Genomic DNA, 21,797 nt, shown 5'->3' on the forward strand with positions numbered 1-21,797 from the left:
CTGCGCGGGGATGTGACAAGGAGGCGGCGGGGATGCCGCAGACGGCACAGATAGCCAGATGACCAGATGACCAGATGACCAGATGCCACGAGAGGGGATGCCAATAGCCCTGAGTCGCCATGCAGGCGGCATGAAGAGGCCGATCGAGTTCGGTGACTGGCGAAAATGCAGCCTCCCGGCCTGCCCTTCCCCATTCCTCCGCCCGACTTGCGACCATGAGCGAGCTGCCGGGGCTGACGCCTTCGGGTGCCTGGCCGCCGCCGGAGCGCGATACCGCGAGACGTCGGTCAACCGGGTACCTCCGTCGACCGGATACCTCCGTCGGCCGGTTGCGCCGGTCAACCGGACATAGGCCGGTCGACCGGCTACGTCGGTCACCAGCAAACGGTGTCCGTCCGCGGAACCTCGCGCGAAGATCTCCGTCGCCGTAAAGGAGCCTGTATGACCGCCAGCACGGACCTGCTTGTCGACGCCTTCGGGCGCATCCGCGAGGTCGTCGAAGAAGTGGTCACCGGGCTCAGCCCCGACGAGCTCAGCACCCAGCCCGATGACGATGCCAATTCGATCGGCTGGCTGGTCTGGCACCTCACCAGGATCCAGGACGATCACGTCGCCGGTGCGGCCGACACCGAGCAGATCTGGACCTCGGGCGGCTGGTACGAACGCTTCGATCTGCCGTTCGCGGCGGATGCCACGGGCTACGGCCACTCCAGCAAGGACGTGGCAGCCGTACGCGACCTGAGCGCCCAGTTGTTGACCGACTATCACGAGGCGGTCCACGACAACACGGTGCAGTTCCTCGCCGGCGTTGGCGACAAGGACCTGAAGCGCATCGTCGACCGGGTGTGGACACCACCCGTCACCCTGGGAGTCCGCCTCATCAGCGTCATCGCCGACGATCTCCAGCACGCCGGCCAGGCCGCCTACGTTCGCGGCATGCTCGGCCGTTGAGCATCGCCCCTGCGAGGAACTACAACAGCCCGGCGAAGGCCGGGGGGTTGACCGACGATGCCGACGACCATGCTCGGTGGCCACCTGCGCGGAGACGAGTGGTACGTCTTCGATGCGGAGACGGGGCTGAGGAGGGAAATCCGCGCGTTCCATGCCTCGTCGTCCGACGGGCGGGACGAGGTGACGATGCAGGGTGACGACTACGCCGCGAACGGCTATCACCTGGTGCCACAGGTGCACCGTCTGCGCACGGACTACGAGTACGCCCGCGATTCCGGCGGGACGGCATCGTGACGGTGGCCAAGAGCACCGCGACCCGCGCACGGGGCAAGGCCGTCGAGACCCTGACCGAGGAGACCTTGAGCGCCGATGTCGCGCGGCTCGTCGAGTTGGCGTTGAGCGCCGCGCCCCTTTGGGACGCGATGGGCCGAGCCGGACCTGCCGCCCCGGCCGGGGTGCCCCGGGGCACCACCGGTTTGGTGTTCGGCACCCGTGCCGGGACTGGCCTCGTCTTCGGCACGGTGGCGGTCAACCGCACCGTTCTGCCGCTTCTGCGACGGCAGCGGTCGGGCCATATCGTGCAGATGTCGTCGGTGAATCGGTGTGGTGGCGGGGCCGGGCGGCACCGCGTACGCCGGAACGAAGTTCGCCCTGGAAGGGATGTCCGAGGCCCTCGCGGCCGAGGTCGCCCACCTCGGCATTCGCGTCACCATCGTGGAACCCGGCCCCTTCCGTACCGACTTCGGCGGGCGATCGCTGCGATGGGGCGAGCCGATGGAGGATTACGCCGAGCTCATCACTCCGGCACGCCAGGCGCTCGAAGCCTCCCACGGCACCCAGCCGGGCGACCCCCATCGCGGGGCCGAGGCCATCATCGCCGCCGTCGGCCTCGACGACCCGCCGCTCCGGCTCCTTTTGGGGGCCGAGGCCTTCGGCTGGATCCGTGCGCATCTCCGGTCCCGGCTGGAGGAGTTAGACGCGGTGGAGGCGATAGGGGCGGATACCGCATTCCGCTGATCCCCGCACGGGCACCTTGGCCGTGTGTGACATCGGGGGGAGGCGTCGGCAGCTTGCCGCCGCCCCCCGGCCAGCCTCTACGTCGCGGAATGCGGAGGGGTGCGCGATGTGCTCGCTGCCGTTACCTGTCCGCTTGGCGGAGTAGGTCGGTGATCGCTTGGAGTACGGCGTCCGGGCGCTCCTCGTGGAGGAAACCGTGTCCTGCATCGTGGAGGACACGGTGTTCGCCACGGGGTACGGACGCGGCCAGTTGGGCGTGGAGGGCGTGCGTGATGCGGTGGATCTCGCGCAGTACGGGTTCGGGCCACAAGTGGGCCTGGGTGGCGTCATGTCCGAGAGCGGTGAGCACGATCATCGGCACGTCCGGGAGGGCCGGTGCGTGCCGGAGTTCGTCGGCGACGTGGTCGTAGATGTTCTTGTTCTCGTCCAGGCCGGCTCGCCAGGCGCTGTGGAGATGGTGCTCGATGAGCGGTTCGCGGACGGAGTCCGGCCAGCTCGCGAAGAGCGGCGCTATCTGGCTGCGGGAGAGCTGGATCTGCTCCTCGGTGAGCTCCGGCACCTGCTGGCTCGCCATCTCCTTCACCTTGTCCCGGGCCTCCTGGGGCCCGCGCGCGTGGAGGTCCTCGTGGAAGGGGTCCAGCAGGAGCAGGCCCACCACTTCTTCGGGGTAGCGCTGCGTCAGGCGGCGTGCGTAGGCGCCGCCCAAGGAGTGGCCGACCAGCAGATAGGGGCCGGGCACTTCGGCGGCGCGCAGCAGCTCCAGGAGTTCGTCGGCGACCTCGGTGGCGGTGCGGGGAAGTTCGGCCGCCTCGCTCCAACCGGTCCCTGCGCGGTCGTAGAGGACGCTGGTGGTCAGCTCGGCGACGCGGTGGTGCATGTTCAGGTAGTCCAGGCCGACCAGTCCGGCGCCTGGCAGAAACACCACGGCCGGGCCTCCGTGGCCGGATCGGTGCAGCATCAGCCGCCGTCCCGCGACATCGAACAGGCTCCCCAGCGGCGGCGCGGGGACGGTGGTCTGCGGGTGGGCCGGTGATCGGTGCGGCACGGTTGCTCCCTCTGCGGATCTGTAGCTCTGCATTTCTGCATCCCTGGAACTACATTCTCAGGTTTGAGAAAGGTATCTGGCGTGAGATCGTATGTCCATGGACATGGACACGGTCGACCTCCTCCTGCACCCGGTCCGGCTGCGCATCGTGCACACCATGACCGGCGGTCGCACACTCACCACCGCCCAGCTGTGCGACCTTCTGCCGGACGTATCCAAGGCGACCGTGTACCGGCATGTCGGCCTCCTCGCGGATGCGGGGATCCTCGAGGTCGAGAGCGAGCAGCGGGTCCGGGGCGCGGTCGAGCGCCGCTACCGGCTGAATCGAGCGCGGTCGATGATCGACGCCGATACGGCCGCGTCGATTTCGCTGGACGACCACCGCCGTGGGTTCGCCGTCGCCATGGCCGCCCTGCTGGCGGAGTTCAACGCCTATCTCGACCGAGGCCACGCCGACCCGACGGCCGACCTCGTGGGGTATCGCCAGCACGCGCTCTGGCTCAGCCGGGACGAGCTCACGGAGATGATCGGTGAGATGCGCAGCGTGATCGTGTCCCGGATGGGCAACGCCCCCTCACCGGAGCGCACCCGACACCTGATCAGCCCGATTCTGTTCCCGGCCGAGGAGCGCCCCCCGGGCGCCACTGGCAGCCAGGACTGAGCCACGTCACGCCACTGAGCGCGCCGACGGAGTTGAGACAGCGCCTTCGGTAGCCGGGAGTGCACCCGGTCCATGAACTGGCCCGGTCCACGAGTCGGCCTGGCCCATGTGCCGGCACAGTCCATGAACCGGCCCGGTCCACAAGTCGGACGGGTCCATGTGCCGGCACAGTCCATAAGTCGGCCCGGGCCGCCCGAGTGCCTCGAGCTGCCGCGGCCTCAACTCCCCCGCGGCAAGCGATGCAAATCCACCGCGGTCAGGCGGCCCGCCGCCACCTCCGCCGTCATATACGTGCAGTACGGCTGCCGCCGGCGGTCCGTCGGCGAACCGGGGTTCAGCAGGCGCAGCCGGTCCTCGGCCGTGGAGTCCCAGGGGATGTGGCTGTGGCCGAAGACCAGCACATCGAGCTCGGGGAAGCGTTCGGCGCAACGACGCTCACGCCCTTGCGCGGGGCCGGTCTCGTGCACCACGCCGAGCCGCACTCCCTCAAGTTCCGCGTACGCCACCTCCGGCAGCCGAGCCCGCAGCTCCGGACCGTCGTTGTTGCCGTACACCCCGATCAGCCGCTGGGCGCGGGCCTGCAGCAGGTCCAGGGTGGCGGTGTCGACCCAGTCGCCGGCGTGTACGAGGACGTCGGCGCGCGGCACTTCGTCGAGCAGCTGCGGGGGCAGCGCCTTGGCGCGCTTGGGCAGATGGGTGTCGGAGATGAGCAGGAGTCGCACGAGGTGACCGTAGCCGTCGACGGGCCCGGACACTACGACGTCCGGCACCCCGGCACGCCTCTGCCCTCCCCTCGACCGCCTCCCCTCTCTCCCTCTCTCCCCTCTCCTCTCTCCCCTCGACCGACTCACGGATGTGTGAGCGGCAGTCAGCGTCCAGACCTCAGCGTTCCTGGGCGGTCGGGCGCACTGTGATCTCGTTGATCGCCACATGCGCCGGCTGGGTGATCATGAAGGCGATGGAGCGGGCGATGTCCTCGGCCTTCAGCCAGGTGTCCTGCGGAAGTCCGTGGGCCGATGCGGCCTGGCTGCCGAGTGTCATCTCCGTCGTGGTCATGCCCGGTTCGACGAGTCCGACCCGGACGCCTCGCCCGGTCACCTCCTGGCGCAGGGCTTCGCTGAACGAGCACACCGCGTGCTTGGTGGCCGAGTAGACGCTGTTGTCCTTGCGCGGCACCCGGCCCGCGACCGAGCTGACGTTCACCAGGTCGGCGACGCCCCGAGGCCCCTCCTTCGCCGCGCGCAACAGGTGTGGGAGCGCGGCGTGCGACATCCGCAGAACGGCCTTGAGGTTGAGGTCGATCATCCGGTCCCAGTCCTCGGGATCACTGTCCTCCACCGAGCTGCGCGCGCCGAAGCCGGCGTTGTTCACCAGCACGTCCAGCCGCCCGAAGCGGTCCACCGCCTTCTCGACCGCCTGACGCGCCTGAGCCGCATCACTCAGATCGGCAGGCAGGGCGAGGGACGGGCTTCCCAGTTCGCTGATCTCCTGTGTGAGCTCCTCCAGTCGCTCGGCACGGCGGGCAACCAGCGCGAGGGAACAGCCCTCCCGGGCCAGCGCCAGAGCGGCGGCCGCGCCGATGCCGCTGGAGGCACCGGTCACCAACGCCACGCTGCCCGACAGCAGCTTCCGGCCGACGCCGGTGCCCACTGCGGCTTCGCCCTGACCTGCCGTCCCGGCGTTCACGCTCTCTCCCGCGCTCTCTGCGGTGCCCATCGCGTTCTCGCTCCTCGTGCTCGATCGTCCCGGCGCCCTCCGGGGCCCTTCCGGCGTCGTTCCGGCGTTTCTTCCGGCGCTCTTCCGGCATCCTTCCGGCATCCTTCCGGCCCACGAACGCCGAATACCTGGTCCGGGAACCAGTACCCCGCCAGCGACCAGCCGTCCCCTCTCTGCCCTTACCCGTCCCCCTGCCCCGCCTTCCGATCGGCCACGCCGAGGGCCGCCATCCGGGGACACCGAACCGCCGCGGCTGCCCGACAGGCATGGCGCGCCCGTCGGACAGCCGCGGGTTCGTCAGTGTGTGACGAGTTCGCGGGGCAGATGGTTTTGCCGGAGGAAGGTCTGCAGGCTGCTGTCCCAGGAGCGGGCGAAGCCCTGGGCCAGCTCCGAGGTTCCGCGGATCGGGACCGGCAGATGCAGGTCGAGGGCGAACCCCATCATTCGGGCGATCGTCCGCCACACCCGGGCGTCGGTGCTGCTGCCGACCGCGGCATGGTGCACGGCGAGCAGATGGGCAGCCAGCTCGTCGCCGGCGCCGGCCGCGAAGCGCCACCAGTACAGCGCGCTGTCCCACTTGTCGAGGGTGTAGAGGAGGCAGGCGAAGGTTCTCGCGCCGGCAGGGTCGTAGTCCGCGGCGAAGGCACCGAGGGTGTCTATGTCCTTGGAGCGCAACACGACATTGCACAGCCGCCGGGCTTCCGCGAGGACGGCCGCGGGCGCGATCGCCGGGTCGGCGATGGGGGTCGGGCGCCGGCGCCGGCGGCCACGGTCGTGGGACGGGCGTACGGGGGTGGGGCGGATGCCGCTGACCGCGCCGCGGGTGATGCGGTCCGGTTCGCGGCCGGTGCCGTCGGCGATGCGGGCGGCCAGGCGCTGGGTGAAGGCGACCGGGTCGTGGTCGGCGAACTCGCGGTGGAGGGCTTCGGCTTGGCGTCGTAGCAGGTCTTCGAGCATCACATGTCCTCTCCGTCCCCGCAGGAACCGTTCGTCATGATCGCTTTGAGCCGTTGCAGTCCGATGCTCGTGCTGACCTTCGCGGCGCCGGGTGTGGTGCCCAGCCGCTCGGCGATCTGGTCGTAGGACAGGCCCGCCAGGTGGCGCAGGCGTACGGAGTTGGCCTGGAGGGGCGCGGTGGACTCCAGTTCGTCCAGGGCGAGATCGAGCGGTTCGCAGCTGCGCAGCTCCTGAAGGTAGGCGGTGTCGGGCGGGTCGGCGAAGGGCTGTACACAGCTGTTGCGAATCTCTCGGCGGTAGAAGTCGGAGATGACGCCGTTGAGGATGGTGTAGGTCATGGCCTTGGGATTGACGTGGGCGAGGATGCGCTCCCACTTGATGTACATACGGCGGCCGGCTTCCAAGGTGGCCTCTTCCGCGTCCCGGCGGTCCCTGAGCCGGGACGCGGCGACGGCGAGGAGGGCTTTCTGTTCGCGCTGGAAGAAGACTTCGAAGTCCAGCGGAAGGTCGGTCGGGCTGGCCAGGGGAGAGTGCTCGTTCACCGGGCCTCCTCGCAGCAGGAGGTCGTCGGTGGTCGCAGCGAGGGCGGAATGGCGGCGTCCGGGAACATGCCATGTCCCGGGCGGGCTTGGGCGTGCGGGCCGCGCTGCATCGGTGCGGCGGGGGCGGTACGGGCGGTGACGTGGTGGTGCTCCGCACGGGCCTGCGAGGCGGTGCGGACCACTCGCCGGACAAGGGCGTCGAGTCCTGTGGCGGTCAACCGGTAGACGCCGACCAGTGCCAGCGCGTACCAGGGCCATGAGTGCCCCAAGTGCTCCACGAGCCCTCCCTTCATGAAAGTTGCTGGCCACCCGCGTCGTTGCGGGTGGGGCGGAACATGACGTGCGTTCCTATCCCTCTCACCGACGAGGGGCCCCTTCAGGGTTAATCAGGCTGCGCACATAATCAGCAGAAAGTGATCGATCAATTGCAGAACGTGCTCCCGACCTGCACTTTCCTTCACAAGGAGTGATCAACGCCACATTGACGGTAGGTTTAATGGTCAGTAACTCCCGTTCGATAACCGTCAGTTCTCCTTCGAGCCGGAGGCGACGGGGTGTCAGCAGTGGCAGCTGCACAGCAGCTTCGGCGGGGGCTTGCCGCCGAGCGACCGTTCCTCTGCGGCCGGCGGAGCGGGTCTCGTGGACGGCCGGTCTCACGGACGGGCGGTCTCGCGGGCCCGCGGTCCGCTCCGAACGATGCGGGCAGGGTGGGCCGTTGCACCGCGCGCCAGGGCGGGACGAGCCGTTGCACCGCCGAGGGGTCCGTGCGCGGTGCGTGCGGACCTGCGCAGCGCGTGCATCAGATGCGCCGGATGCGCTCGGCGGACACCCCCTGCACCGAGCAGGTGATCGTCCGGCAGCGGGGAGTCATGCGCCTGAGGCATGAGGGGTGCGCCCCTCCCGTCAGAACGGGGGCGTCCCGCCCAGGCACGCTCCCGCTCCGGCGGCAAGGGGGCAGGCCGGACCGGGACGGCGCTACCGCGCGCTCTGCCGATGCGAACTCGGTGCGTGGTTGTCTCATCCCCGTCGAATTCATGACGCCGGACGGATATCGCTCACCCGAACACAACTCGATGCGATAACCCGCCAAGGCGTCACGTTTCCTCAATAGCCGGCAGGCAACTGTGCGGCGAGCGACGGGAGCACACGCATGGAATTTCCTCAGGTATCGGAATCGACCGCCCGGAGCGAATTTCGGGGCTGCGGAGTACGCGGCATCACGGCGGCCGCCGTACTGCTGGCGGCGGGCGCGCTGAACCTGACGTCCGAGCAGCCGGCCGAGGCCCGGGGCGGCGGGGCCTGGGACCGCCTGGCCGGCTGCGAGAGCGGGGGAAACTGGCGTATCGATACGGGGAACGGGTTCTCGGGAGGGCTGCAGCTCGCCCACTCCACCTGGCGCTCATTCGGCGGCGGGGCGTACGGGGCACGGGCGGCACATGCGAGCCGGGCGCAGCAGATCCAGGTGGCGGAGCGGGTGTTGGCCCGGCAGGGGTGGGGCGCGTGGCCCGCCTGCTCGGCCCGCCTGGGGCTCAACTCGTCCACGGCGCACAGCGCCCCGCGGACCACCACCCCGCGCACGACGCCGCGGCGGGAAACCCATCGGCCCGCCCGCAAGCGGGTCGGTCACCCGCCGTCCCACGAGAAGCGCTACAAGGCGCGGCGCCTGCCGAATTCCGGCGGCTCGGTCATCGTCAATCCCGGGGACACCGTGAGCGGTATCGCGCATGCGCACGGCTTCAACTGGCGGGAATTCTACCGGCTGAACCGCAAGGTGATCGGCGCGAATCCGAACCTCATTTTCCCGGGGATGCGACTGGCTGTACCGCACTCCGGCGGCAACTGAGCACATGAGCACCTGAGCGCAATCCGGAATACCCGGGTATTTTACAGCCCGTAAGCGGGTTGCAGGCCGTCCGTGGCGCCGCGGGCGGCCTGCCCGCGTGACAGGGCTGCGGGCCGAGGGCCGCGCGGAAATCTGTGGCGGATTCGCATCGTTCCGTGGAGCCCTCCACGATGTCGCTGCTCGGGCTGGTGCGCCATCTGACGGACGTGGAGCGCCGCTTGTTCAGGGCGCGGCTGGCGCGGCAGGACGGGCCGCCGCTGGTGCACATGGTGGAGGAGTACGGCCGGCACAACGGCCACGCCGACCTGCTGCGCGAGCGGATCGACGGGAGAGTGGGACAGTAACCGTCGTATTGCCGGATTCCGGTACGTGGTCGGCCGCATCGGGGCGACCGGAACACACCCGGCGAGGACATCGTCGGCGCCCTACCGCCAGATCGAGCAGCTCAACGCGCTCCCCCTGGCCGCCGGTGAGCGCTACGACGAGCTGGGGATGTCCGCCGTCAACCGGTAGTCCCGGGGCGCGGGGCTTACGGTCATGGGGCTGCCGGCGTATGCGGTGAGCTTGGCGAACCCCGGCCCGCTATCGCCCGTCGGACAGGTCCTCCAGGTGGACGCGTAGCGCCTCGGCGCATGTCTGGGCGCTCAGGACGTCGGGGTGCCGTACGGCGCTGAGGCCGAGGCCGTCCAGGAGTGCGGTCAGGCGCTCGGTCTCGATGTCGAGGTCGCGGCCGGGGCGCAGGGTGCCGCTTTCGTCGAGCCGGGTGAGGACGCGGCGCACGAGTCGTCTCGTGCCGGTGGCGGCCTGGTGCGAGAGGTCCCTGAAGGCGGGGTTGGTGCGGGCGGCCGCGTTGAAGTCGAGGAAGACGGTGACCTCCGCGCGGCGGCGCTCGTCGAGCGGCAGAAGCTCAGCCAGGAGGTCGGCCACGAGGCGGAGTCGTTCTGGGTGGGGGTGCCGGCTCAGATCTCCGATCCGCTCGACGTGTTGGAGCAGTCGGTCGGTGAGGCCGTCGAGCATCGACTGCATCGCGAAGTCCATCAGGTCTTGCTGGCTGGAGAAGTAGTGGCGCAGCGAGCCGATGTTGAGTCCGGCCTCGTCGGCGACGGCGCGCAGCGAGGTGCGTTGCAGGCCATCCCGGACGACGACGCGGAACAGGGCGTCGACGACCTCGCGGCGGCGGGCTTCCGGATCCACGAGCTTCGGCATGGCCTCTTTGTATCACGCTCGTGATAAATTGTTTTTTATCATGGGTGTGATACAAAAATGCTGGAGGGAATCATGGAGCGGTACCTCAACCTCATGTTCATCAGGTTCGGCCTGATCGCGGGCGCCCTCGTGGTGCTGGCCTTGGTGGTCTTCGCCATCGCTCTGGCCCTCAAGCGCAGGGGCCGGCTCGATCAGGCGCGCCGGTATGCGGAGCCCGCCGTGCGTGCGGCAGTGCGTGCCGCTGCCCGGCGACTGGAGGACGGCCCCTCCGGTGCGCGGCGCCGGGACGGTAGGCGATGACCGACCTCGCGATGGACTCGGCCGACCTCGTCCATCACCTGCTGGTGGACCATGCGGTCAAGGGCATCATCGTTGTCGTCGCGCTGGCCGTCCTGGCGCTCGGGATGACGGTGATCTGGCGCAGAGCCGGCCACACGAAGGACCGGCCCGATGAGGCCGGTGGCTGACAGCCCGTCCGGGAGGATCTCCGCCCAAGTCCGTCCAGGAAGATCCGCTCCGGCCCGGCGCCGGACCGGACCGCACACGCAAGCGGCGCGCCGGGCTGAAGCGTTCTCGGCTCGGGCGCGCCGAGCGTGTTCCGGCCCGGTGGAGCGTCGCTGGTGTTTCCCGGCACCGGCCGGTGCCGAGGTATCAGGCGGGCGCGTACACGCGGGTGGCGAACTCCGCGATCTGCTTGTCGCTGAGGTTCTTGGCGAGGTTGGCCTCGGTGATCATTCCCACCAGGCGGTGGCCGCCCTTGACGTCGATCACCGGCAGGCGCTTGATGTGGTTGTTCTCCATGGTCGCCAGGACCTCGGAGGCGTCGGCATCGGCGTCGATCCAGTGCAGCGAACCGCCCAGGGAACCGGCCTGCACGGTCGCCGGGTCCACGCCTTCGGCACAACAGGTGACGACGATGTCGCGGTCGGTGATCATGCCCATGAGCTTGTTGTTGTCACCGCAGATGGGCAGGCAGCCGACATCCAGATCGCGCATCATCTTGGCCGCGTCGAAGAGCGATTCATGCGCACCCACGCAGCGCACTCCGCCGGTCATGATGTCTCGGGCTCGCAGCTTGCTGGCCATGAGATTCCTCCCGTCTCAGGAGCATTTGCTTGCCTCGCCTTCGATGACACCACGAATGGTCCAACGACGCTTCCCGGGAACGGGCTCCGGAAGGCGCTCCCCCGGTCGGCCGCATCGGACGACCGCCGGACCTGGTGCCACCCCCGGGCGTAATGTCGGTGCCTGTGACATCGAATCCTTTCTTCGAGCCGAGTGATCTGCCCTACGAGCTGCCGCCCTTCGCGCGGATCCGGCACGATCACTATCTGCCTGCCTTCGAGCGGGGGATGGCCGATCAACTGGCAGAGGTGGCGGCGATCGGTGCCTGCGCCGAGCCCGCGACCTTCGAGAACACGGTCGAGGCGGTGGAGCGCAGCGGCGCGCTGCTGGGCCGGGTGCGCCGGGTGTTCTTCAACAAGGCGGCGTCGGACACGGACGAGGAGATCCAGGCGCTCGAAGGCGAGATCGCTCCCCGGCTCGCCGCCCACGACGATGCGCTCCTGCTCGACGCCGCGCTGTTCGCGCGCCTGGACGCGCTCTTCGCGCAGCGCGAGCGGCTCGGGCTGGACGCGGAGCAGCTGCGTCTGCTGGAGCGGCACCACACCCGCCGGGTCCGGGCCGGTGCGCGCCTCGCCCCGGAGCAGCAGCGGCGCCTGCGCGAGCTGAACACCGAGATCGCCACCCGCAGCACCGAGTTCCGCAAGAACCTGCGCGCGGCCACGGCCGCCGCCGCGCTGGTGCTGGACAGCGCCGAGGATCTGGCGGGTCTGCCCGAGGACCAGATAGCCGCCGCTGCCGAGAACGCCAACGCGCTCGGCCACGAGGGCAAGTTCGTCCTCAGCCTGAAGAACTTCACCAACCAGACCGAGCTGGCCGCGCTCGCGGATCCCGTACTGCGCGAGCGTCTGCTCGCCGCCTCGCTCGGGCGCGGTGCCGACACCAACGGTCCGATCGCCGTCGCCCTGGCCACGCTGCGCGCCGAGCGCGCCGCCCTGCTCGGCTACCCCAGCCATGCCGCCTGGGAGGTCGCCGACCGGACCGCGGGCACCACGGACGCCGTAGAGGACCTGCTCAGCCGGCTGGTCGCCCCCGCCGTGTCCAACGCCGAGCGCGAGGGTGCTGCCCTGGCCCGGGCCGCCGGCGTCACGGAGATCCGGGCGGCCGACTGGCAGTACTACTCCGAGCGGGTCCGCAGGGAGCGGTTCGACCTGGACGCCGCGGCGCTGCGCCCCTACCTGGAACTGGAGACCGTACTGCACGACGGTGTCTTCCACGCCGCCGGACTGGTCTACGGGATCACCTTCACCGAGCGCCCCGACCTGGTGGCGTACCACCCGGACGCCCGTGTCTTCGAGGTGCACGACGCCGACGGCAGCCCGCTCGGCCTGTACATCGGCGACTTCCACGCCCGCGAGTCCAAGCGCGGCGGCGCCTGGATGGAATCGCTGGTGACGCAGTCTCATCTGCTGGGACACAAGCCCGTGGTGGTCAACAACCTGAACATCGCCAAGCCCCCGGCGGGCGAGCCCGCACTGCTGACGTGGAGCGAAGTCACCACGCTGTTCCACGAGTTCGGGCATGCGCTGCACGGTCTGTTCTCCGACGTCCGCTACCCGCTGCTGGCCGGTACCCAGGTGCCGCGCGACTTCGTCGAGTTCCCCTCCCAGGTCAATGAGGTGTGGGCGGACTGGCCCGAGGTACTGGCCCACTACGCCAGGCATCACGTCACCGGCGAGCCGATGCCGGTCGAACTCCCGGCCCGACTGCGCGAGGCGGAGAATTTCGGCGCCGGCTTCCGGATGGTGGAGCACCAGGCCGCCGCGGTGCTGGACTGGGCCTGGCACACCCTTGCCGCCGACGGCGATACGCCCGGGGAAGGCGATGCGGAGGCGTTCGAGGCGGCCGCGCTGGAGCGCTGGGGTCTCGCGGTGGCCGCGATCCCGCCGCGGTACCGCACCGGCTACTTCGCCCATATCTTCAGCAGCGGCTACGCGGCCGGGTACTACGGCTACCGCTGGGCCGAGGTGCTGGACGCCGACACCGTGCGCTGGTTCCGCGAGAACGGAAAGACGATCCGCGAGAGTGGTGAGATCTTCCGCCGGGAACTCCTCGGCAAGGGCGGCAGCGTCGACCCCATGGAGGCCTTCCGTGCCGTGGTCGGGCGCGATGCGGAGATCGGTCCGCTGCTGGCCCGGCACGGGCTGGACGGCTGATCTGCGGAGCCCGCCTCAGCCGGCGACGAAACGGCTGTGCGGCTCTCCGCGCAGACGGCCAGGAGGGACCTTCCGGCCGTAGGCGACCAGCAACAGGTCCTGGGCGGCGCCGGACAGCGGCGTTCCCGTACCGAAGGACCAGTCGAGGTCGTCGGCGCGGAGTTCGATGCCGCTGAGGTCGGCTCCGAAGAACTTGGCGCCCTTGGGGGTGACGTTGTCCAGGAGGACCCGCATCCGGTCTTCGGGAATCCGGCGGTCGAGGCCGAGCGCGACGGTGATGTCCAGGCCGTGGATCGCGTCATGCCCCAGCGCCGCCGCGATTCCGCCGACCGGCGGCTTCCAGGGATGATCCGCGTTGTTGCGGAGGAAGTCGGCGAGCTCTTGCGTCGAAGCGGCGGCCGCGTCCCTGCGGGCGCAACGGTCGGCCATCTTGTGGATGTTGCCGCCCGCCTTGACGAGTTCGGACACGGTCTTGGGGAGCGAGTAGCGGAATCCCATCGACATATGGGCCGCGACCTCGCGTACCCGCCACCCCGCGCACAGGGACGGAGCGTCCCACTGCTCGGCCGACAGACCGTCCAACATGGCCGCCAGCTCCCGGCGTTCGGCCGCTATCAGCGCTTTGATGTCCATCGGTGTTCCGCTCTCCGTCCGTTCTGGAGCACTGGGGCCGGGGCCCGGCGTCAGGTGGTGCTCGAACTCCCCATGGCTACATGGTTCTTGATCCTTCCGTCATAAGTCCAAGAGCTTGATGTTCTCGTCACTAGAATCACCGGTTATGGAACTTCGGCAGCTGCAGTACTTCGTCGCTGTGGTGGAGGACGCCAACTTCACCCGCGCCGCCGCGCGTCTGCACGTGGCCCAGCCGGGGGTGAGCGCCCAGATCAGGCAGCTCGAACGGGAGCTGGGGCAGCCGCTGCTCGACCGCTCCGGCCGGTCGGTGACCGTGACGGAAGTGGGCGAGGCCGTACTCACCTACGCACGGGCCGCGCTCGCCGCGGTCGAGGGGATTCGGCAGACCGTGGACGAGTTCACCGGACTGCTCCGCGGCCATGTCGCGATCGGCCTGGTCTCGGGCGCCAGCATTGCCCACACCTTCGATGTGACCTCCCTCCTGGCCGATTTCCACGACGACCACCCCCAGGTCGAGATCTCCCTCACCGAAGACACCTCGGAGCGGATGCTCGCCGCGCTCCACCGTGGTGAACTGGACATCGCCGTGGCCGGCCTGCCCGGTCACGAGCCGCCGCCGGGCCTCTCCCTACAGGTCGTGGTCGACGAGCCCCTGGTCGCCGCCGTCACCCCGCACGACCCGCTCATGACGCACACGGGCCGTACGAGCGTCCCGCTGGCCGCGCTCCGCGATCGCCCGTTGATCAGCCTGCCGCGCGGCACCGGCCTGCGCGGGGTGCTCGAACGCGCCTGTACGGAAGCGGGGTTCCGGCCCCGCATCGCCTTCGAGGCAGCCGCCCCGCCCGTGCTGGCACAGCTCGCCGCCCGTGGTCTCGGCGTGGCCGTGGTGCCGGCGCTGCCGGCCGGCACGGCGTCGGACTTCGGGCTGCGGACGCTGGAGATCACCGACCCGCGGCCACGCGGCCGGATCGCGCTGGCCTGGCGTACGGAAGGGCCGGCCGGCCCCGCGGCACGGGCGCTGCTGGGGCGGCTGCGCACCGCTTTCCCCACGCCGGGCAGCGTCGCGCGGTGATGAACCGCCGGCTGACCGGCGCGGCGGAGAGCAGCCGGTATGGGTGACCTTCTCGACGGGCGCCGGTCACCAGGCCGCGGGCGCGTAGTCCTTCAGGAAGCAGCCGAAGAGGTCCTCGCCGAGCTCGCCGCGCACGATCGGGTCGTAGACGCGGGCCGCTCCGTCGACCAGGTCGAGCGGGGCGTGGAAGCCCTCGTCAGCCAGTCGCATCTTGTCGGGGTGCGGGCGCTCGTCGGTGATCCAGCCGGTGTCCACGGCGGTCATGAGGATGCCGTCGGTGTCCAGCATCTCCCGGGCGCTGGTGCGGGTGAGCATGTTCAGCGCCGCCTTGGCCATATTGGTGTGCGGGTGGCCGGCGCCCTTGTAGCCGCGGCTGAACTGGCCCTCCATCGCGGAGACGTTCACCACGTACTTACGGCGCGCAGAGGCCGCGGCCATGGCCGGGCGCAGCCGGCTCACCAGCAGGAAGGGCGCGGTCATATTGCACAGCTGGACCTCCAGGAGCTCGACCGGGTCGACCTCGTCCACCTTCTGGATCCAGCTGTTGGTCTCGTGCAGGTCCGGTACGAGCCCGCCCGCGTCGATCGCGGTGCCCGCCTCGATCCGGGCCGGCGAGGCGGAGCCGCTGGTCAGGGCGAGGGAGGTGAGGTTCTCGGCGGTCAGCGCGGGAAGGGCGGCCGTCGAGGCGGCGGGGAGGGCCGCGGGGGTGCCGCTGCCGAAGTGGCCGAGGACGAGGGAGGCGGGCAGCTCCCCGGCGGGCAGCGGTGCGGACTCGGCGGCGACCAGTTGTCCGTATGCCTCGGGCGACCGGCGGACGGTCTGGGCGGCGTTGTTGATCAGAATGTCCAGGGGGCCTTCGGCACTCACCTCGTCGGCGAGCGCGATGACCTGGGCCGGGTCGCGCAGATCGATCCCGACGATCTTCAGGCGGTGCAGCCACTCCGCGCTGTCCGGCATCGCCTTGAAGCGCCGGATCGCATCGTTCGGGAAGCGGGTGGTGATGGTGGTGTGCGCGCCGTCGCGCAGCAGGCGGAGCGCGATATACATGCCGATCTTGGCCCGGCCGCCGGTGAGCAGGGCGCGTCTGCCGGAGAGGTCGGTACGGGCGTCGCGGCGGGCCCGGTTCTCCTTGGCGCAGGGGCGGCAGAGCTGGTGGTAGAACGCGTCGACCTCGGTGTAACGGGTCTTGCAGGTGTAGCAGGACCGGGGCCGCTGCAGGATTCCGGCGATCTCCGTGGTCACGGAGCTGGTGAGGGCCAGGCCCTGCGTCTCGTCGTCGATCCGGTCGGACGCTCCGGTGGCCGTGGCCTCGGTCACCGCCCTGTCATTGGCTGTCTTGGCCGCCCGGCGTTCCTGTCGCCGACGCTGCTTGACCTTGCGGTAAATGCCGGCGGTGGCCCGGCGTATGGCGATCGCGTCGGGGTGGTCGAGCGGCAGCGCGTCAAGCTCCTCGATCACGCTCAGGCAGACCGCCATCCGCTCCGAGTCGATTCCCGCGCCATCGGCCCGGCCTGTTTCGGTCACCGTCATCGCCGCTGCCGCTTTCTGGATCGTATGGATCGTATGTTCGCTTCACGCTTCGGCGGAACTGTACGTATGCAGGGGCGGGTCCGCCAAACCCGGCCGGGGTGGTCAGGCTGCTGATCACGGCGCCATGTCCTCGGCAGGGCCCTCGACGCCCCGCGTCGCCGCCCCGCGGTTCGTACGGCGAAGGGCCCGGCGCTTCGCTAGACGCTGTTGGTTAATTCGGGGCCCTGCGTGACGTCGGCCTTCAAGACCTGGTTGTGGTCTTGAAGGCCGACGTTGTCGTATGGGGTGGGTGCGGGTGTCGATGCAGCCGAAGGGGTCGGGGGAGATCCCGGCGGAGACGGTGCGGATCGCGCAGGCCGCGTTCCCGAAGGGGAGCCTGGCGATCCGGGTGAGGGACGAGTTAGGTGTCCTGTTCACCGATGAGCAGTTCGCGGGCCTGTTTGCGGTGCGAGGCAAGCCTGCCTGGTCGCCGGGGCGGCTTGCGCTTGTGCTGGTGTTGCAGTTCGTGGAGGGGCTGACCGACCGGCAGGCCGCAGAGGCGGTGCGGGCCCGGATCGACTGGAAGTACGCGCTGGCACTGGAGCTGGCCGATCCAGGGTTCGACTTCTCCGTGCTGTCAGAGTTCCGGGACCGGCTGGTCAGCGCCGACGGCGGTCGGCCGGTGTTGGACGGCATCCTGACCGCCGCCCGGGAGAAAGGGCTGCTCAGCTGTGGTGGCAGGGCACGGACCGACTCTACGCATGTGCTGTCTGCGGCACGGGATCTGAACTGGCTGGAGCTTGTCGGCGAGAGTCTGCGGGCGGCACTGAACGCGGTGGCGTGCACCGAACCGGACTGGCTCGGCGCGCACGCCCTGCCGGACTGGTTCACCCACTACTCGACCCGCATCGAAGACTCCCGTTTCCCCAAGGCCCAGGCCAAGCGGGCTGAGGTGGGGCGCCGGATCGGCAGGGACGGCATGCGGCTGCTGGAGATGATGCGGGCCGATGACGCCCCCTTGGCGCTTCGGGCACTGCCGGAGGTGGAGCTCCTGCGGCAGCTGTGGATCCAGCAGTTCCACGTGGTGGAGGGCGAGGTGGAGCGGCGGGACCCAAAAGACCGGCCGCCGGGCGCCCAACGCCTGGTCACCCCCTATGACATCGAGGCCCGGGGAAGCGTCAAACGCGACATCTTCTGGGACGGCTTCAAGGTCCATCTCACCGAGACGTGCGAGCCGGGGACGGTGCACCTCGTCACGAATGTGGCCACCACCGCCGCCACCGTGCCCGACGACCGGATGGCCGCCGTCGTGCATACGGGCCTTGCCGAACGAGACCTCCTGCCCGGCGAGCACTGGGTCGACACCGGCTATGCCAATGCCGGCGCCCTGGCCGCCGCCCAGCGTGATCACGGGATCGCGCTGCACGGACCGCTGAAGTCCGTGACCGTCCCGCACGCCCGTGGTGAGGCCGCCTACGGGCAGGACGCGTTCACCATCGACTGGGACAACCAGCACGTGCCTGCCCAAACGGTGTCACCAGCACACAGTGGCACCAGCGCCGTTCGGAAGACGGGCTGCCGGCCATCCGGGTCCGGTTCTCTCCGGCCGACTGCCGCACCTGCCCCCAGCTGCGGGCATGCGTCAACTCCCCCAACGCCCAACGCCGGGAGATCAACCTCAAACCCCGCGAGGAATACGAAGCGCTTCAGCAGGCCCGCAAGCTCCAGCAGACCGATGAGTGGAAGGACCGCTACAAGATCCGTGCCGGGGTAGAGGGCACTGTCTCCCAGGCGGTACAGCCTGTGGTCTGCGTAGATCCCGCTACCGCGGCCTAGCCAGGACCAGCCTTCAGCACCAGCTCACCGGCGCCGCGACCAACCTCATCCGCATCAATGCCTGGCTTACCGGCCAACCCCACGCCCGCACCCGCACCAGCCCCCTCGCAGCACTTCGCCCCGCCGCATAACGACGGGGCGAAGTAACCAAGGCCCGAATTAACCAACAGCGTCTTCGCTAGCGCCGGGCCCTTGTCATGCCTCAACCGTGAGTTGTCACATCACCTCACCGAGTCGTGACTCAGCTCGATGTCGTATTCGGTGTGTCCGGCCGACCTCAGGCGCAGCGGGGCGGCGACCGGCGGGTAGCCGCTGGCGATCAGTGTGTAGTCGCCGCCGTCGAGGTCGGTGAAGACGTACTCGCCGTCCTGGCCGCTGGTGGCGGTGCCCACCACATTGCCCGCGGGGTCGAGCAGGGTCACCCGGGCGTCGTCCACCGGGACGCCGCGCACCGTGCGTACGGTGCCGCGGACCCGAGCGCCGGGCGTCAGCCGGATCACATACCGGTTGCGGGTGCCGGCGGTGACCTCGACCTGGAGGGCGGACGGGCGGTGGTGCTCGGCGCTGACGGCCAGGGTGTAGCTGCCCGGGGTCAGTTCGCCGAACGCGAAGCCGCCGTCCTGGCCTGCCACGTCCGAGGCCACGACCTCGCCGCGTACGTCCGTGGCCACGACGAGTGCGCCGGGCATCGGGGCGTCGCCCTTCTCCGCACGGACCTCACCGGCCAGGCCGGCCGCGCCGCTGAGGGTCAGGTCGTAGGAGAGCGGCTCGTTGCCCACCACGACGGTCATGGCCTGCGGCCGGCGGGCGCCCGCGGAGCCGATCAGGACATAGGTGCCGGCGCCGGTCGTGGGCAGTGCGTAGCCGCCGTCGGCAGCGGTCGAGGTACGGCCGAGCTGCCGGCCGCCCACGCTGATCAGGGTGACCGCGGCCTGCGCCACCGGCCTGCCGTCGCCGTCCCGGACCGTTCCCCGGATCAGAGGGCCGGTCGCGTCGGCCACGGAGGTGGCCGTGTCGGGATGAGGGGCGGGTTCCGGGTCCGCGGGGGGCTCGGCGACGGCCGGTACGGCGTCGGCGGCCGGGGTGTCGGACGGCTCGGTCCCCGCCGGGGTGCGGGCGCCGTCGGCAGCGCCGGCCGCCGCCTCGGCCTCGGCCTCGGCGCGTGCCTGCAGACCGGAGAGCTGCCGCAGCGGCACCTCCTTGATGAACAGCATCAGCAGGAAGGCGAGTGCGACAACGATCGCCCCCATGAGGAACACGGTGTGCATCGAGTCGGCGAAGCCGCGCTTGAACGGCTCGGCCAGTCGCGGATCGAGGTGCTGGATGAACGACGAGTCGCTGAGCACCCCCGAGGAGTTTCCGTTGCCGGGGTGCTTGAGCATGTCCAGCACGGGCTTGTTGGCGGGATCGCGCAGCACGGCGGGGTCGTGCAGCGCGGCCCGGAAGCCCTCGGTGGACGCGGCGCTGCGGAACGCCGCGGCAATCTTGTCACCGACCGTGCTGAACAGCACCGACAGGAAAATCGCGGTACCCGCGGTGGCGCCCATCTGACGGAAGAACGTGGACGAGGCGGTCGCCACTCCCATGTCGCGAGGCGGCACCGCGTTCTGCACGGCCAGCACCAGGGTCTGCATACAACCGCCCAGACCGAGGCCGAAAACCAGCATGAAGAGCATGGTCTCCCACAGCGGGGTGTCCCACTGGACCTCGAAGTGGAAGAGGAGCATCGCCAGGATCATCAGCGCGGTACCGATGATCGGGAAGATCTTGTAGCGGCCGGTCTTGGCGGTGATCTGGCCGGAGGCGATCGAGGAGATCAGCATGCCCGCCATCAACGGCAGCATTTCCAGGCCGGACTTGGTGGGGCTGGCGCCCTTCACGATCTGGAGGTACTGCGGGATCATCAACATCCCGCCGAACATGCCCATACCGATCAGCACGGACAGCAGGCTGGTCTTGCTGAAGGTGCCGTTGCGGAACAGCCGCATCGGGATCAGCGCATCGTCGCCGACCCACCGCTCGACGAAGATCCAGGCGATGATGCCGACGGCGCCGATGGCGTAGCACGCGATCGACCGGGACGAGTCCCAGCCCCACTCCCGGCCCTGCTCCGCGACGAGCAGCAGCGGCACGACGCCGACGGAGATGGTGAGCGCGCCCCACCAGTCGATGCGGTGATCGCGCCTGGTGTGCGGGATGTTGAGGACCTTGGCGACCACGAACAGCGCGAGAATGCCGATCGGTACGTTGACCAGGAAGACCCAACGCCAGCCGGTGATGCCCAGCAGCTGGTCCTGCCCGGCGAGGGCCCCGCCGATCAGCGGCCCCGCCACGCTGGACGTGGCGAAGGTGCCCAGCATGTAGCCCTGGTACCGGGCGCGTTCCCGGGGCGGGACGATGTCACCGATGATCGCCAGCGCCAGCGACATCAGACCACCGGCGCCGAGACCCTGCACCGCCCGGAACGCGGCCATTTCGTTCATCGAGGTGGAGAAGGTGCACAGGACCGAGCCCACGACGAAGATGCTGATCGCGGCCAGGTAGTACGGCTTGCGGCCGTACAGGTCGGACAGCTTGCCGTACAGCGGTGTGGCGATCGTCGAGGTGATCAGATACGCAGTGGTCGCCCAGGCCTGCTGGCTGAGGCCGTGCAGATCGTCGGCGATGGTCCGGATGGAGGTGCTGACGATGGTCTGGTCGAGGGCGGCCAGGAACATCCCCAGCATCAGGCCGCTGAGGATGGTGAGTATCTGACGGTGACTCAGGTCTACCGGTCCGGGTATCGCCTTGGCCCCCGCCTCGGGCGGAGAGGTGGCTGTGCTCATGTACGTGTCTCTCCCTGCTCCACGGATGCGCCCTGGTCTCCCCCGGGGCCCAGCCGTGTGTGTTGTCGTTCTGCCATGTCCTCGTTGAGCCGGCCCATCAGCCGGATCAGATCGGCCCGGTCCTGGGGCGACCACGATGCGAGCAGCCCGGCCAGTTCGGCATCGCGCTGACGGCGGTAGTTCTCGAAGGCGGCACGCCCCGCATCGGTCGCGGCCAGCAACACACCACGGCGGTCCTCCGGGTCCGGGCGACGGGCGACCAGACCCCGCTCGACCAGTGAGCGCACCTGGCGGCTGACCGTCGACAGGTCGAGGAACGCATCGGCGGCCAGGTCGGTCGCCCGCCGGTCCCCGCCGACCACCAGCCGGGCCAGCAGCACCCGGTCGGCGGCGCCACCGTCGGTCTTGGCGCGCTGTTTCCAGGCCGCGATCAGCCGGGAGAAGCGGACGATCTCCGCCCCCAGCCCGGCAGCAGCCTCATCCAGCTTCGACGAGGCGGTGACCTGCGGGGCCGCCCCGTCGCAGGCATGGAGCGTGCCGTTACTCATCGTCGTGATCCTTCGCATTGATGCAGTGATGCGGTGGTGCAGTGCCGCGGTGACGTTCTGTCGAATCCGCTGAATACATTGCTTGTACCTAGCAAGCCTATCGGCTGGGGATGACTGCTCCGCACCGCCCAACAACGGTGCCAGGAAGAGGAGATGGG

Annotated in this window: 22 protein-coding genes and 2 pseudogenes; 12 read left to right on the forward strand and 12 right to left on the reverse strand. The window is 69.7% G+C overall.

The window, feature by feature from the left end; translation table 11 throughout:
• The first annotated feature begins 441 nt into the window (after window positions 1-441).
• From DY245_RS09880 to DY245_RS09890, 3 genes are all read left to right on the forward strand, one after another.
• Window positions 442-951: a mycothiol transferase gene (locus DY245_RS09880; protein WP_128505677.1), complete on the forward strand. Its 510-nt coding sequence runs from the start codon at window positions 442-444 to the stop codon at window positions 949-951.
• 57 nt (window positions 952-1,008) lie between these two features.
• The gene (locus DY245_RS44235; protein ID WP_181923598.1) at window positions 1,009-1,245 is read left to right on the forward strand and encodes a hypothetical protein; all 237 of its coding nucleotides are present in this window, start codon (window positions 1,009-1,011) and stop codon (window positions 1,243-1,245) included.
• A gap of 309 nt (window positions 1,246-1,554) precedes the next feature.
• Window positions 1,555-1,968, forward strand: coding sequence for an SDR family NAD(P)-dependent oxidoreductase (locus DY245_RS09890; RefSeq protein ID WP_220377874.1), 414 nt, complete (start codon window positions 1,555-1,557; stop codon window positions 1,966-1,968).
• Between the two features lie 121 nt (window positions 1,969-2,089).
• Here the strand turns inward: DY245_RS09890 and DY245_RS09895 are convergent, their stop codons facing one another.
• The gene (locus DY245_RS09895; RefSeq protein WP_244942950.1) at window positions 2,090-3,013 is read right to left on the reverse strand and encodes an alpha/beta fold hydrolase; all 924 of its coding nucleotides are present in this window, start codon (window positions 3,011-3,013) and stop codon (window positions 2,090-2,092) included.
• A 103-nt stretch (window positions 3,014-3,116) separates the two neighbouring features.
• Here DY245_RS09895 and DY245_RS09900 point away from each other — a divergent pair, with 103 nt between their 5' ends.
• Entirely contained in the window at window positions 3,117-3,674 is a 558-nt protein-coding gene (locus DY245_RS09900; protein WP_128505768.1) for a helix-turn-helix domain-containing protein, read from the forward strand.
• Between the two features lie 218 nt (window positions 3,675-3,892).
• On the opposite strand, the gene DY245_RS09905 is transcribed toward DY245_RS09900, so the two are convergent.
• The 5 genes from DY245_RS09905 to DY245_RS09925 all read right to left on the reverse strand — a co-directional run bounded on the left by DY245_RS09905 (window position 3,893) and on the right by DY245_RS09925 (window position 7,167).
• Window positions 3,893-4,396 carry a metallophosphoesterase family protein gene (locus DY245_RS09905; RefSeq protein ID WP_128505682.1) on the reverse strand — a complete coding sequence of 168 codons (504 nt, stop codon included), beginning with the start codon at window positions 4,394-4,396 and terminating at the stop codon, window positions 3,893-3,895.
• Between the two features lie 160 nt (window positions 4,397-4,556).
• On the reverse strand, window positions 4,557-5,390 hold the full coding sequence (locus DY245_RS09910) for an SDR family oxidoreductase (RefSeq protein WP_128505684.1): 834 nt from the start codon (window positions 5,388-5,390) through the stop codon (window positions 4,557-4,559).
• Window positions 5,391-5,687: 297 nt separating this feature from the next.
• Window positions 5,688-6,347 carry a hypothetical protein gene (locus tag DY245_RS09915; protein ID WP_244942951.1) on the reverse strand — a complete coding sequence of 220 codons (660 nt, stop codon included), beginning with the start codon at window positions 6,345-6,347 and terminating at the stop codon, window positions 5,688-5,690.
• Window positions 6,347-6,889 (reverse strand): RNA polymerase sigma factor, encoded by a 543-nt coding sequence (locus DY245_RS09920; RefSeq protein ID WP_128505686.1) that lies wholly within the window; start codon window positions 6,887-6,889, stop codon window positions 6,347-6,349. The genes DY245_RS09915 and DY245_RS09920 overlap by 1 nt, the downstream gene beginning before the upstream one ends.
• The gene (locus DY245_RS09925; protein ID WP_128505688.1) at window positions 6,886-7,167 is read right to left on the reverse strand and encodes a hypothetical protein; all 282 of its coding nucleotides are present in this window, start codon (window positions 7,165-7,167) and stop codon (window positions 6,886-6,888) included. The genes DY245_RS09920 and DY245_RS09925 overlap by 4 nt, the downstream gene beginning before the upstream one ends.
• An 872-nt stretch (window positions 7,168-8,039) precedes the next feature.
• Here DY245_RS09925 and DY245_RS47505 point away from each other — a divergent pair.
• The 3 genes and pseudogenes from DY245_RS47505 (at window position 8,040) to DY245_RS44240 (ending at window position 9,245) form a co-directional block, all read left to right on the forward strand.
• Window positions 8,040-8,732, forward strand: coding sequence for a LysM peptidoglycan-binding domain-containing protein (locus tag DY245_RS47505; RefSeq protein WP_128505690.1), 693 nt, complete (start codon window positions 8,040-8,042; stop codon window positions 8,730-8,732).
• 143 nt (window positions 8,733-8,875) lie between these two features.
• A pseudogene (locus DY245_RS09935) lies at window positions 8,876-9,076 on the forward strand (mycothiol transferase); the annotation flags it as partial.
• A 25-nt stretch (window positions 9,077-9,101) separates the two neighbouring features.
• A complete protein-coding gene (locus DY245_RS44240) occupies window positions 9,102-9,245 on the forward strand; it encodes a hypothetical protein (protein ID WP_181923600.1) in 144 nt (47 codons plus the stop codon).
• 69 nt (window positions 9,246-9,314) lie between these two features.
• Here DY245_RS44240 and DY245_RS09940 read toward each other — a convergent pair whose 3' ends face one another.
• On the reverse strand, window positions 9,315-9,938 hold the full coding sequence (locus DY245_RS09940) for a TetR/AcrR family transcriptional regulator (protein ID WP_128505694.1): 624 nt from the start codon (window positions 9,936-9,938) through the stop codon (window positions 9,315-9,317).
• Window positions 9,939-9,995: 57 nt separating this feature from the next.
• On the opposite strand from DY245_RS09940, the gene DY245_RS09945 reads away from it, so the two are divergent.
• Both DY245_RS09945 and DY245_RS44245 read left to right on the forward strand, forming a co-directional pair.
• The gene (locus tag DY245_RS09945) at window positions 9,996-10,238 is read left to right on the forward strand and encodes a hypothetical protein (RefSeq protein ID WP_244942952.1); all 243 of its coding nucleotides are present in this window, start codon (window positions 9,996-9,998) and stop codon (window positions 10,236-10,238) included.
• The gene (locus DY245_RS44245; protein ID WP_181923601.1) at window positions 10,235-10,405 is read left to right on the forward strand and encodes a hypothetical protein; all 171 of its coding nucleotides are present in this window, start codon (window positions 10,235-10,237) and stop codon (window positions 10,403-10,405) included. Before DY245_RS09945 ends, DY245_RS44245 begins: the two co-directional genes overlap by 4 nt.
• Before the next feature lie 184 nt (window positions 10,406-10,589).
• Here the strand turns inward: DY245_RS44245 and DY245_RS09950 are convergent, their stop codons facing one another.
• Window positions 10,590-11,024 (reverse strand): CBS domain-containing protein, encoded by a 435-nt coding sequence (locus DY245_RS09950; protein ID WP_128505697.1) that lies wholly within the window; start codon window positions 11,022-11,024, stop codon window positions 10,590-10,592.
• A 152-nt stretch (window positions 11,025-11,176) separates the two neighbouring features.
• On the opposite strand from DY245_RS09950, the gene DY245_RS09955 reads away from it, so the two are divergent.
• The gene (locus DY245_RS09955) at window positions 11,177-13,216 is read left to right on the forward strand and encodes a M3 family metallopeptidase (protein WP_128505699.1); all 2,040 of its coding nucleotides are present in this window, start codon (window positions 11,177-11,179) and stop codon (window positions 13,214-13,216) included.
• 15 nt (window positions 13,217-13,231) lie between these two features.
• On the opposite strand, the gene DY245_RS09960 is transcribed toward DY245_RS09955, so the two are convergent.
• Window positions 13,232-13,849: a maleylpyruvate isomerase family mycothiol-dependent enzyme gene (locus DY245_RS09960; RefSeq protein WP_128505702.1), complete on the reverse strand. Its 618-nt coding sequence runs from the start codon at window positions 13,847-13,849 to the stop codon at window positions 13,232-13,234.
• A gap of 145 nt (window positions 13,850-13,994) precedes the next feature.
• Between DY245_RS09960 and DY245_RS09965 the strand changes: the two genes are divergently transcribed.
• Window positions 13,995-14,921, forward strand: a complete 927-nt coding sequence (locus tag DY245_RS09965; RefSeq protein ID WP_128505704.1) for a LysR family transcriptional regulator — start codon at window positions 13,995-13,997, stop codon at window positions 14,919-14,921.
• 66 nt (window positions 14,922-14,987) lie between these two features.
• Here the strand turns inward: DY245_RS09965 and DY245_RS09970 are convergent, their stop codons facing one another.
• Complete coding sequence (locus DY245_RS09970; protein WP_128505706.1) at window positions 14,988-16,451, reverse strand: SDR family oxidoreductase; 1,464 nt, start codon at window positions 16,449-16,451, stop codon at window positions 14,988-14,990.
• Between the two features lie 295 nt (window positions 16,452-16,746).
• Between DY245_RS09970 and DY245_RS09975 the strand changes: the two are divergent.
• Window positions 16,747-18,397, forward strand: a pseudogene (locus DY245_RS09975) (IS1182 family transposase).
• A 90-nt stretch (window positions 18,398-18,487) separates the two neighbouring features.
• Here the strand turns inward: DY245_RS09975 and DY245_RS09980 are convergent.
• Both DY245_RS09980 and DY245_RS09985 read right to left on the reverse strand, forming a co-directional pair.
• On the reverse strand, window positions 18,488-21,091 hold the full coding sequence (locus DY245_RS09980) for an MFS transporter (RefSeq protein ID WP_128505708.1): 2,604 nt from the start codon (window positions 21,089-21,091) through the stop codon (window positions 18,488-18,490).
• The gene (locus tag DY245_RS09985) at window positions 21,088-21,639 is read right to left on the reverse strand and encodes a MarR family winged helix-turn-helix transcriptional regulator (protein ID WP_128505710.1); all 552 of its coding nucleotides are present in this window, start codon (window positions 21,637-21,639) and stop codon (window positions 21,088-21,090) included. Before DY245_RS09985 ends, DY245_RS09980 begins: the two co-directional genes overlap by 4 nt.
• Window positions 21,640-21,797 lie beyond the last annotated feature (158 nt).

The sequence above is a fragment of the Streptomyces inhibens genome, from assembly GCF_003389455.1.
GTDB lineage: Bacteria > Actinomycetota > Actinomycetes > Streptomycetales > Streptomycetaceae > Streptomyces > Streptomyces inhibens.

Bases quoted from the DNA above. Each gene is read 5' to 3' on its own strand.
- DY245_RS09945 (WP_244942952.1), top strand. From the start codon at position 9,996: ATGCTGGAGGGAATCATGGAGCGGTACCTCAACCTCATGTTCATCAGG.
- DY245_RS09910 (WP_128505684.1), bottom strand. From the start codon at position 5,390: ATGGGCACCGCAGAGAGCGCGGGAGAGAGCGTGAACGCCGGGACGGCA.
- DY245_RS09915 (WP_244942951.1), bottom strand. From the start codon at position 6,347: ATGCTCGAAGACCTGCTACGACGCCAAGCCGAAGCCCTCCACCGCGAG.
- DY245_RS09985 (WP_128505710.1), bottom strand. From the start codon at position 21,639: ATGAGTAACGGCACGCTCCATGCCTGCGACGGGGCGGCCCCGCAGGTC.
- DY245_RS09900 (WP_128505768.1), top strand. From the start codon at position 3,117: ATGGACACGGTCGACCTCCTCCTGCACCCGGTCCGGCTGCGCATCGTG.
- DY245_RS09940 (WP_128505694.1), bottom strand. From the start codon at position 9,938: ATGCCGAAGCTCGTGGATCCGGAAGCCCGCCGCCGCGAGGTCGTCGAC.
- DY245_RS09955 (WP_128505699.1), top strand. From the start codon at position 11,177: ATGTCGGTGCCTGTGACATCGAATCCTTTCTTCGAGCCGAGTGATCTG.
- DY245_RS09960 (WP_128505702.1), bottom strand. From the start codon at position 13,849: ATGGACATCAAAGCGCTGATAGCGGCCGAACGCCGGGAGCTGGCGGCC.
- DY245_RS09965 (WP_128505704.1), top strand. From the start codon at position 13,995: ATGGAACTTCGGCAGCTGCAGTACTTCGTCGCTGTGGTGGAGGACGCC.
- DY245_RS09880 (WP_128505677.1), top strand. From the start codon at position 442: ATGACCGCCAGCACGGACCTGCTTGTCGACGCCTTCGGGCGCATCCGC.
- DY245_RS44235 (WP_181923598.1), top strand. From the start codon at position 1,009: ATGCCGACGACCATGCTCGGTGGCCACCTGCGCGGAGACGAGTGGTAC.
- DY245_RS09970 (WP_128505706.1), bottom strand. From the start codon at position 16,451: ATGACGGTGACCGAAACAGGCCGGGCCGATGGCGCGGGAATCGACTCG.
- DY245_RS09980 (WP_128505708.1), bottom strand. From the start codon at position 21,091: ATGAGCACAGCCACCTCTCCGCCCGAGGCGGGGGCCAAGGCGATACCC.
- DY245_RS47505 (WP_128505690.1), top strand. From the start codon at position 8,040: ATGGAATTTCCTCAGGTATCGGAATCGACCGCCCGGAGCGAATTTCGG.
- DY245_RS09950 (WP_128505697.1), bottom strand. From the start codon at position 11,024: ATGGCCAGCAAGCTGCGAGCCCGAGACATCATGACCGGCGGAGTGCGC.
- DY245_RS44245 (WP_181923601.1), top strand. From the start codon at position 10,235: ATGACCGACCTCGCGATGGACTCGGCCGACCTCGTCCATCACCTGCTG.